This is a genomic window from Streptomyces sp. SID1328 (assembly GCF_009865595.1).
Lineage (GTDB): Bacteria > Actinomycetota > Actinomycetes > Streptomycetales > Streptomycetaceae > Streptomyces > Streptomyces griseoluteus.
In genome coordinates, this window is sequence record NZ_WWKH01000275.1 from 1 (window position 1) to 9,998 (window position 9,998).

The following is a 9,998-nucleotide window of genomic DNA, read 5'->3' on the forward strand; positions in this document are numbered from 1 at the left end:
GGCTCGCACCCCCGGCAGGGGCAGGAGCGCCGCCAGGAGGGACCGGGCGGCCCGCAGGAGTCGCCGTCCCCCGGCCGGTCGGCCGCGCCCAAGGTGCGCGGCGGCGGCACCCTGCCGGACCCGGTCAACGGGATCAGCATGCCGGTGCCCGAGGGCTGGACCGGCCAGGCGTTCGCCATCGGTGCCCAGGTGACCTCGGACAAGTCCTACAAGTGTCCCGGCGACACCTCCAAGAACTGCACTGCGGGCGGCGCCTACTCGGCGCCGGCCCGCGTGCTCGGCACGCGCGGCGAGACGGCCGAGGCGGTCGCCAAGGCCGATGTCGCGGCCAACGCCGAGGAGTCGTACGGCGGGAACTCCTACGGCGGCATCACCTCGCACCAGGTGCTGGCGTCGCGGGCGGTGACGGTGGCCGGGCAGAAGGGCTATCTGGTGCGCTGGAAGGCGGTCACCAGCAAGGGCGCCGACGGCTATGTGGAGTCGGCCGCGTTCCCCTCGCCCGCCGATCCGAGCCGCATGCTGGTGGTGCGCTTCGGGCTGGACGTGGGGCAGTCCACGGCGGTGATGGACGAGATCCTCAAGGGGATCGAGGTGTCGTCCGGCGGGGGCTCCGGCCAGGACGTCTGAGCCCGGCCCGCTGAGGAAGTCCGCCGAAGAAGTCCGGGCCGGGCGGAATCCCCCTCCGCTCAAGGGGGACCCCGCCCGGCCTGGGCGTGCGCCGCCCCCGTCCCCACGGTGCGGCGCGTCCAGGTCACCGTTCAGTCATCCCGTGAACGGCGGCCTGGGGTCTGAACCGGCCTACTCGGCCGGATTCCTCGTCAGGCCGAGCGCGGGCAGCACGACGGCCTCCACGAACCCTGCCAGGTAGTCGGCGTCGGCATACTGCCCGCACAGCACGGGGCGCACGCGCAGGACGCCGAACATCATCGCCGGCACGTAGTCCAGCGCGGGGTGGCCCGCCGGGACCTCGCCCCGCGCGACGCCCCGCTCCAGCATCTCCTGGAGCGCGGCGATCTCCGGGTGGACCAGCGCCTCGCGCAGCGCCTCGGCCAGTTCTCGGTCGTCGGTGAGGGCGTGCCCGAGCGACTGGAGCAGCCGGGTGTCCTTGCCCGACCAGTCCCCCGCGGCTCGCGCGGCCTGCCGCAGGTCCTCGGTGAGCGAGCCGGTGTCGATCCCGGCGAACCGCACCTTGCGGCTGGCGCGCAGCGCGGCGGCGACGAACTGGGGCTTGGTCTTCCACTGCCGGTAGAGCGTGGACTTGCTGCACCGGGTGCTGGCGGCGATGCCCTCCATGGTGACGGACTCGTAGCCGCAGTGGCGGATCTGGTCGAGCACGGCGTCGAAGAACTCCTGTTCACGCTCGGGCGTGAGCTTGGAGCGGCGCGAAGCGACGACCGTCTCGGGTTCGTCCGCGGCCTGCGACGTCATACCTGGCTTCCCCTCACTCGTCCCCGGTGTGTACTGCCCGATTCCAGTGTGTCGCACTGTACCGATACGCCAGTGTACCGGTACTCGACCGTATCGGTACACTGGCGTATCGGTACGCAAACGTATCGCTGAGTTCGGAAGCCGTCCGGACCCAGCACGCACCACCGTCAGTGAAGGGGGCCGGGGGATGAACGCCCGATCCGAGCCCGCCGGAACGGAACCGGACTCAACGCTCCGGCCACCGCTCCTGCGGGAGTTCCTGCTCGTCGCGGGGCTCTTCTTGGTCTACAAGCTCGGACGGCGGCTCGCCGACGGCCACACCTCGGACGCCTTCCGCGACGCCCACCAGGTCTGGCACCTGGAGCGCGCCGTCCACCTGCCGTCCGAGACGGACGTCCAGTCGGCGCTGCTGCACGGCGACGCCCTGGTCCACCTGGCGAACACCTACTACGCCACCGTGCACTTCCCGGCCACCGTCGCCTTCCTGGTCTGGCTGTACCTGCGCCGCCCCGCCCACTACGTCTGGGCCCGCCGGGTCCTGGCGCTGGTGACGAGTGCGGCGCTGGTGCTGACCTTCACCTTCCCGCTGGCCCCGCCGAGGATGCTCAGCGGCACCGGTCTGCTGGACACGGCCCGGCTGTACGGCCCCTCGGTGTACGGGCCGCCCGCCCGCGACCACCTCTCCAACCAGTTCGCCGCGATGCCCTCGCTGCACTTCGGCTGGGCGCTGATGGTGGCCGTCGGCCTGATCGCCGCCACCCGGTCCCGCTGGCGCTGGCTGTGGCTGCTGCACCCGCTGGTCACCCTGGCGGTGATCGTGGGCACCGCGAACCACTACTGGATGGACTCGATCGTGGCGACGGCCCTGCTGGTCACCGCGCTGGCCCTGATCCCCTCCCCGCACCGCACCGCGGGACCGGGGAACGCGGGCACCGCCCGCCTCCGGCTCCTTCCGCAGGACACCGCGCTCGCGGGACCGGCCCGATGAGCGGTGCGCTGTCGGCCGCCATCGGCCTGTCCCTGATATCGGCCGTCGCCTACGCCTCGGCGGCCGTCGCCCAGGAGCGCCTCGCTTCCCGGAACTCGGGCGCGGGCCTGCTGCGGATGCTGAGCACCGGCGCCTGGTGGTCGGCGGTCGGCCTGAACGCGGGCGCCGCCCTGCTGCACGTCGTCGCCCTGCGGTACGGCCCGCTCACCGTGGTCCAGCCGCTGGGCGCCCTGACCCTGGTCGCGGCGGTGCCGCTCGGCGCGCGGGCGGCCGGACGCCGGGTCACCGCGCTGGAGTGGCGGGGTACGGCGCTGACGCTGCTCGGGCTGGGCGCGCTGCTGACGGCGGCCTCCGGTCCGGCGCCCGAGCGGGCGCTGAGCCTGCCCTCGGCGCTGGCGGTCGCCGCCACGACCACCGCCGTGATCGGCACCCTGAGCCGCCCCGGCACCCGGCCGGGCCTCAGGCACGCGACCGCGTCCGGGTTCGCCTCGGGTGTCGCCTCCGCGCTCACCCAGACCGCGACGGTGGCGGCCACCGAGGGCACCGGCCCGGCGCTGAGCCCGCTGGTGATCGTGGTCGCGGTGCTGGTGGCCGCGTTCGCCACCGGCGGGCTGCTGCTGTCGCAGACGGCCTACCGGGGCGGTCTCGGTGCCCCGCTCGCGGTGGTCACCCTGGCCAACCCGCTGGCCGCCTCGGTCATCGGCCTGACCCTGCTCGGCCAGGGCCTCCACGGCGGCGCCGTCGGCATCCTGCTGGCCCTCGCCGGGGCAGTCCTGGCGGCCCGGGGCGTGGTCCTGCTGACCCGCGCGACCCCGGCCACCGCGTCCGTACCACCGCCCGCGCCGGGACCGGACGACGAGGAGCACCCGGTGGCGGCGGTGCTGGCCCTGGAGCCGGCCACGGCGACGCGGGAGCCGAGGCTGACCCGTCGGCGGTCGAGGCCACGGCGGCTGACCCGGCTGTAGCCGGGGTCCGAGACGGCTGTGGACGAGAGGGCGGCCGGCGCATCACGCGCCGGCCGCCCTCTCGTACGTCTGCCCGGGTGCTCGTCAGCCCAGGCCGCGCGAGTCCTGCTTCAGCGCGGTGTCCACGGTGAGCGCCGTCGCCACGACGAGGCTCCGAAGCGGCTCGGGCAGCGGGCGGTGGATCTGGAGGACGTAGTTGTCCGCCGTGGTGAACAGCGTCTTGGCCAGACCTTCCCAGGTCTTGGTGATACGGGCGATCTCGGCGCCCTCGTGGTCCACGATGGCGAAGTTCCAGGCCCGCCAGTTCTCCGCCTTGATCGCGCCGACCTGGTGGCCGTCCACGTTGATGGCGAAGTTGATCTTGCCGATCATGTTCTGCTGGACGATCTCACCGACCTGCGAGCCGTCCGGACGGGCCACCAGGACACGCGACTTGAAGATCTTCGCCGGGCGGGTGAGCAGCAACTGCGGCTGCCCCTGGGCGTCCCGGATCTCCAGCCGGTGGGTGAGGAACTGGTCCCAGCTCGACACGAAGCGCAGGATCTTGCGGAGCACGCCCTGGCCGACCTCGACCACGGCCCCGAGGTCACGGCCGTTCTGGTCCATGACCTTGTACTCGTTGGTCAGCTCGATGAGCTTGGCCTTCTGGTTCACCACGAGCACGGGCTCGGTGAACAGGGTCCCGCCGGGCGTCGGTTCCGTACCGTCCGCGCCGGGGTGGGAGCCTGAAGAAACGTTCGATTGCGTGGTCACCGGGGCACCCTACCGTGGCTTGAACCGTACCTGACCATCCTGTTCCGGGAACGGGATATTCCGCTCCGGCTCGGCCCTGCCGACCGGGAGCCGCGTCGGCGGGAGCTGTGCCTTCCGGCGAGCGCGTGGGTTCTTTGCTCGAGTGCCTGCCGGCCGCCGTTCGGCCGGCAACCGGCATGGTTCCGGACACACCGGAACCCGCTCCCCCGGTCGAGGAGCGGGCCGGTGCATGGGTTCGGGTCAGGGGGTCTGGTAGGCCTCCACCTCGCTGAACTGCCCGGCCGGCCAGCCGGTGTTGCCGGTGACGGTCAGGCGGAGGTGGCGGAGGCTGGTGCCGCTCGGGAGGGAGACGGTGACGGTGTTGCCGGTCGCCGGGTCGAAGCGGTAGTCCTTGGCGGCGGCGACGGTGGTGAAGTTCGAGCCGTCGGTGCTGCCCTGGACGGCGATGGTCTGGGTGCGGGCACCCCAGGCCGAGGACGGAGGCAGCTTGAGCACGACACGGCGGACCGGGTAGGCGGAGCCGAGGTCGGACGTCCAGGACTGCGGGAAGGCGTTGTTGGCCGACTCCCAGTAGGTGTTGGCGTCGCCGTCGGCCGCCTTGCCGGGGGTGTAGACGTCCTGGGAGCCGGTCGCGGTGGCCGGGCGGCCCTTGACCAGGTTGCGGCCCGGATCGGGCTCGGGATTGCCCTGGCCGGGCTGGGGCCAGGTGGAGCAGTCCGCCCAGGTGCTGTTCCAGCCGGAGTTGCCGCCGCCGTCGGTGAGCGCGAACGCGCCGGAGTTCGCCGGGTAGGGGCAGTTGTAGATCCCGGCGACACCCACCTGGGTCGCGGTGACGTTCTTGAAGGTGGCCACACCCTGCGCCTCGGCCTGGACGACCACGGTCCCGGTGTTCTTCACCGTCGCGCCGGTCACGTTGACATTGCGCACCGGGTAGCCCTGGCCGCCGCCGGACACGAACTCGAAGGCGGAGTACGGGCTGTCGGTGATCGTGGTGTCGGTGATGTTGACCGTGGCGTTGATGGCGCTGTCATAGGAGTCGACGCGCAGCGCGCCCATCGGGTGGTTCCAGTTGGGGTTCAGGGCGCCCGTGCGGACCAGGGTGTTGCCCGAGACCGTGATGGTGCCGGCCAGCGGGGAGAAGGGATCGAGGAACTTCTGGTTGGAGATGGCGATCCCGCTGCCGAGGGCGTTGGTGTCGGAGACCAGGTTGTTCTTCACCGAGATGTCGGTGCCGCCGTAGATGGCGATGCCGTTGGCGAGGTTGGGCTGCGAGATGGTGTTGTTCTCGAAGCTGGAGTTGCTGTCGGGGGCGTAGAGGGACCACATGGCGAGGGAGTCGTCGCCCTGGTTGCGCAGGAAGTTGTTGCTGACGCGCACACCGCGGGCGTTGCCGTTGAGGTTGAGGCCGTCGGCGGTGGTGTCGAGGATGCGGTTGTTCTCCACGACCAGGTTGTCGTTGTTGCCGAGCAGCCACAGGCCGACCTTCATGTGCTGGACCCACATGCCGGACACGGACGAGTTGGGGCCGAGCGAGCCGTTGACGAAGTTGTCCGGGCTGGAGTCGACGCGCTCGGTGACCTCGCCGATGACCGCGAAGTCCCGCAGGTGGACGTTGCCGGCGGAGCTCGACTGGTCGATGAAGCGTGAGGTGTGCACGACCGAGTACCAGTGGCCGGCGCCGCGCAGCGTCACGTTCTGCACCCCGCTGAGCGAGGACGTGATCCGGTAGTCGCCCGGCGGAATCCACACCGTGCCGCCCTGCGCGGCCGCGATGGCGTCGCGGAACGCCTGGGTGGAGTCGCCGCCGCCGCTGGGGTCGGCGCCCTTGGAGACGACGGACACCGAACCGGCGGGCTGGGTGGCGGCAGCCGCGGCCTGCTCGAAGTCGGCCACGTCCACCGTGACCTGGGTGCCGGTGGACTCGAAGGCGACCTTGTCGCCCGCCTGGACGTTCTGGCCGAGCAGGAGGCGGGCGTTGTCGAAGAAGTGGTGGGTCTTCGAGCCCGGTATCCAACCGGTGTCGATGTAGCTGTACTTGGAGGTCACGGGCAGCGTCTTGGCGATCCGGGTGCCGTTGACGTAGACCGCGAGCGAGCCGGACTGGCCGTCCGGGACGCTGTAGGCGACGTTCACGGCGTTGGCCGCGCGCGGCACGGTGAACTCCACGCGCTGTCCGGAGTTGAGCCGCACGGCCTGCCGTCCGGACGCCTCCGAGGCGAGGCTGCCCTGGGTGTAGTCGGGGCCGACCTTGCTGCCGGTGGTGCCGGCGGACTCGGCCTCGACGGAAGTGAACGGGAGCGTTGCGCCGGAGGCGGCGTGCGCGGCCGGGGCCAGGGCGACCGTCATGCCCGCGGCGAGGGCGACGACGGCGCCCAGGGCGGGCAGGCTCCTGAGGTGTCTGGCGGTGCTGCTGCTGTGCATGTGCTGATCCCTTCAGGGTGGGGGTGCCGGGGATAGCAGGTGCGGGGGTGGGGCGGTTCAGGCGCGCAGCCAGACCGCCGTGTCCTGCGGCAGCCGGCCCGACTCGTCCAGGGGGCCGCTGCTGAGCAGGAGTCCGGAGTGTGCGGGCAGTTCGGCGGCGGTGGCCGCGAGGTTCACCACGCACAGGGCGCCGCCGGCACGGGCGAAGGCGAGGACGCCCTCGGGGGCGGGGAGCCAGGTCAGCGGGCCCTCGCCGAACGCGGGACGGGCGGCGAGCGCCTCGCGGTACAGGGTGAGCATGGAGTGCGGGTCGCGCTCCTGCCGGTCGGCCGCGTACGCCGCCCAGTCCGCCGGCTGCGGCAGCCAGGGCTCCTCGCGCGAGCCGAAGCCCGCGTAGGGGGCGTCGGCGGACCAGGGCAGCGGGACCCGGCAGCCGTCGCGGCCGGGGTCGGTGCCGCCGGAGCGGTGGTGCATCGGGTCCTCGATCCGGTCCACCGGGATGTCCGCCTCGGGCAGGCCCAGCTCCTCTCCCTGGTACAGGTAGACCGAGCCGGGCAGGGCCAGGGAGAGCAGGGCGGCGGCGCGGGCGCGGCGGGTGCCGCGCGCGAGGTCGGTGGGGGTGCCGAACGCCTTGGCGGCGAAGTCGAAGCCGGTGTCGGCGCGGCCGTAGCGGGTGACGGTGCGGGTGATGTCGTGGTTGCACAGCACCCAGGTGGCGGGGGCGCCGACGGGAGCGTGCTCGGCGAGGGTGGAGTCGATGGCCGCGCGCAGTCGGTCCGCGTCCCAGGGGCAGGACAGGAAGGCGAAGTTGAAGGCGGTGTGCAGTTCGTCGGGGCGGAGGTAGCGGGCGAAGCGCTCGGTGTCGGGGAGCCAGACCTCGCCGACGAACACCCCGCCGTACTCGTCGGCGACCGCGCGCCAGGAGCGGTAGATGTCATGGAGTTCGTCGCGGTCGACGAAGGGGTGCGGGTCGGGCGCGCCGGCGAGGTCGGGCAGGTCGGGGTCCTTGGCGAGCAGGGCGGCGGAGTCGATACGGACGCCCGCGACGCCGCGCTCGAACCAGAAGCGCAGGATGTCCTCGTGCTCGCGGCGCACGGCGGGGTGGGCCCAGTTGAGGTCGGGCTGCTCGGGGGTGAACAGGTGCAGGTACCAGTCGCCGTCGGGCAGCCGGGTCCACACCGGTTCGGTGGAGCCGACGAACTGCGACGGCCAGTCGTTGGGCGGGAGTTCGCCGTGCGCGCCGCGTCCGGGGCGGAAGTGGAACAGTTCGCGCTCGGGGCTGCCGGGGCCGGCGGCGAGCGCGGCCCGGAACCAGGGGTGCTGGTCGGAGACGTGGTTGGGCACGATGTCGACGATGGTGCGCATGCCCAGCTCACGGGCCTCGGCGATGAGCTTCTCGGCCTCGGCGAGGGTGCCGAAGGCGGGGTCGACGGTGCGGTAGTCGGCGACGTCGTAGCCGCCGTCCTTCATCGGGGACAGGTACCAGGGGTTGAACCACAGGGCGTCCACGCCGAGTTCGGCGAGGTAGGGCAGTCGGGCGCGGACCCCGGCGAGGTCTCCGGTGCCGTCGCCGTCGCCGTCCGCGAAGCTGCGCACGTACACCTGGTAGATGACGGCCGAGCGCCACCAGTCGGCCTGCCTGCGGGCATGGGTGGGCTGTGCCACGGTGCGTGCCCTTTCTGTCGAGTCTGTCGAGGGGGCCGGGTCAGCCCTTGGTGCTGCCCGCGCTGATCCCGGCGATGATGTGCCGCTGGAACACGAGGAAGAGCGCCACCATGGGGATGCTGGCGATCACCATGGCCGCAACGAGCACGGTGAGCTGGATGTTCTGCGACAACTGGACGAGGGCCACACTGATCGGCTGCTTGTCGGTGTCGGAGAAGACCATCAGCGGCCAGAGGAAGTCCTGCCAGACGGCGACCAGCGCGAAGATGGACACCACACCGAGCACCGGGCGGGACATGGGCAGCACGACCGACCAGAGGGTGCGCAGCTTCCCCGCGCCGTCGATCTCGGCGGCCTCCAGCACATCGCGGGGCAACTGGTCGAAGAACCGCTTGAGCAGGTACAGGTTGAAGGCGTTGGCGACGGCCGGCAGCCAGATGCCGAGCGGGTCGTTGAGCAGGCTGGTGTGGATCAGCGGCAGGTCGGCCGCGGTCAGGTACTTCGGTACGACGAGCGCCTGCGCCGGGACCATCAGGGTGGCGAGGATGCCGCCGAGGACCACGTTGCCGAAGGCGGGCTTCAGCTTGGACAGCGCGTACGCGGCGGCCGTGCAGAACACGAGCTGGAAGGCCCAGGCACCGGCCGCCTGCACCACGGTGTTCCACAGGTGCTGCGGGAGCTGCATCAGGTCCCAGGCGTCGGTGTAGCCGGCCAGGTGCCAGTGCTCGGGGACCAGGGTGGGCGGGGTACGGGCGATCTCGTCCGGGGACTTCATCGCGCCGGACGCCATCCAGTACACCGGGAACAGGAAGGCGAGAGCGAAGAGGACCACGACGGTCCCGAACACCGTCCAGTACAGGGCCCTTCCGCGCGGACGGGCGAGGGTGGCCGGGGAGATGAGGGTACGGGTGCTCATGTGCCCTCCTCGGTACGGGCGTTCATGCGTCCCCCTCGCTGCGGGTGAGCCGGAGGTAGAGGGCGGAGAAGGCGCCGAGCAGTACCAGCAGCATCACGCTGAGGGCGCAGGCCCCGCCGAAGTCGTTGTAGAGGAAGGCGTACTTGTAGATCAGGTAGAGCACGGTCACGGTCGCGCTCTCCGGGCCGCCGCCGGTGATCACGAAGGGCTCGGTGAACACCTGCATGGTGGCGATGATCTGGAGGAGCATCAGCATCAGGATCACGAACCGGGTCTGCGGGATCGTGACGTGCCGGATGCGCTGGAGCAGGCTGGCTCCGTCGAGTTCGGCGGCCTCGTACAGCTCGCCGGGGATGGACTGGAGGGCGGCGAGGTAGATGAGGACGGTGCCGCCGAGGTTGGCCCAGGTCGCCACGATCACCAGGGAGATCAGCGCGGTGTCGGTGCCGTTGGACCAGTTCGAGGTGGGCAGGTGCAGGGCGCGCAGGGTCTCGTTGGCGAGGCCGGCGCCGGGGTCGTAGAACCACTTCCACAGCAGGGCGCTGACCACCGGGGGGATCATCACCGGGAGGTAGACCACGACCCGGAAGAACGCCTTGGCGTGCCGGAGTTCGTTGAGGACGAGGGCGAGGACGAAGGGGACGGCGAAGCCGAGGAGGAGGGCGAGCACGGTGAAGGTGAGGGTGTTGCGCCAGGCCGCGCCGAACTCCGGATCGTGCAGGACCCGGCGGAAGTTGGCGGTGCCGACCCATTGGGGCGCGGAGCCCGGTGTGTAGCGCTGGAAGGCGATGACGACGGCGCGGATCGCCGGGTACCAGGAGAACAGGGCGAAGCAGATCAGGCCGCCGAGCAGGAAGCCGTA

General features: G+C 71.6%; 9 protein-coding genes. 3 read left to right on the forward strand and 6 right to left on the reverse strand.

Going from position 1 to position 9,998, the window contains the following annotated elements:
- Nucleotides 1-627: hypothetical protein (locus GT030_RS08295; RefSeq protein WP_237522266.1), on the forward strand; the 627-nt coding region annotated here is incomplete at its 5' end.
- A gap of 171 nt (nt 628-798) precedes the next feature.
- Here the strand turns inward: GT030_RS08295 and GT030_RS08300 are convergent.
- Nucleotides 799-1,428, reverse strand: a complete 630-nt coding sequence (locus GT030_RS08300; protein ID WP_161200530.1) for a TetR/AcrR family transcriptional regulator — start codon at nt 1,426-1,428, stop codon at nt 799-801.
- Nucleotides 1,429-1,615: 187 nt separating this feature from the next.
- Between GT030_RS08300 and GT030_RS08305 the strand changes: the two genes are divergently transcribed.
- Both GT030_RS08305 and GT030_RS08310 read left to right on the forward strand, forming a co-directional pair.
- Entirely contained in the window at nt 1,616-2,416 is an 801-nt protein-coding gene (locus GT030_RS08305; RefSeq protein WP_161200531.1) for a phosphatase PAP2 family protein, read from the forward strand.
- Nucleotides 2,413-3,381, forward strand: a complete 969-nt coding sequence (locus GT030_RS08310; RefSeq protein WP_161200532.1) for a hypothetical protein — start codon at nt 2,413-2,415, stop codon at nt 3,379-3,381. Before GT030_RS08305 ends, GT030_RS08310 begins: the two co-directional genes overlap by 4 nt.
- Before the next feature lie 84 nt (nt 3,382-3,465).
- Here GT030_RS08310 and GT030_RS08315 read toward each other — a convergent pair whose 3' ends face one another.
- The 5 genes from GT030_RS08315 to GT030_RS08335 form a co-directional block, all read right to left on the reverse strand.
- The gene (locus GT030_RS08315; protein ID WP_161200533.1) at nt 3,466-4,134 is read right to left on the reverse strand and encodes a phospholipid scramblase-related protein; all 669 of its coding nucleotides are present in this window, start codon (nt 4,132-4,134) and stop codon (nt 3,466-3,468) included.
- A gap of 240 nt (nt 4,135-4,374) precedes the next feature.
- The gene (locus tag GT030_RS08320; protein ID WP_161200534.1) at nt 4,375-6,555 is read right to left on the reverse strand and encodes a discoidin domain-containing protein; all 2,181 of its coding nucleotides are present in this window, start codon (nt 6,553-6,555) and stop codon (nt 4,375-4,377) included.
- Nucleotides 6,556-6,612: 57 nt separating this feature from the next.
- Entirely contained in the window at nt 6,613-8,220 is a 1,608-nt protein-coding gene (locus tag GT030_RS08325) for a glycoside hydrolase family 13 protein (RefSeq protein WP_161200535.1), read from the reverse strand.
- Between the two features lie 40 nt (nt 8,221-8,260).
- Nucleotides 8,261-9,136, reverse strand: coding sequence for a carbohydrate ABC transporter permease (locus GT030_RS08330; RefSeq protein WP_161200536.1), 876 nt, complete (start codon nt 9,134-9,136; stop codon nt 8,261-8,263).
- A 22-nt stretch (nt 9,137-9,158) separates the two neighbouring features.
- On the reverse strand, nt 9,159-9,998 hold an 840-nt coding region (locus GT030_RS08335), incomplete at its 5' end, for a sugar ABC transporter permease (protein ID WP_161200537.1).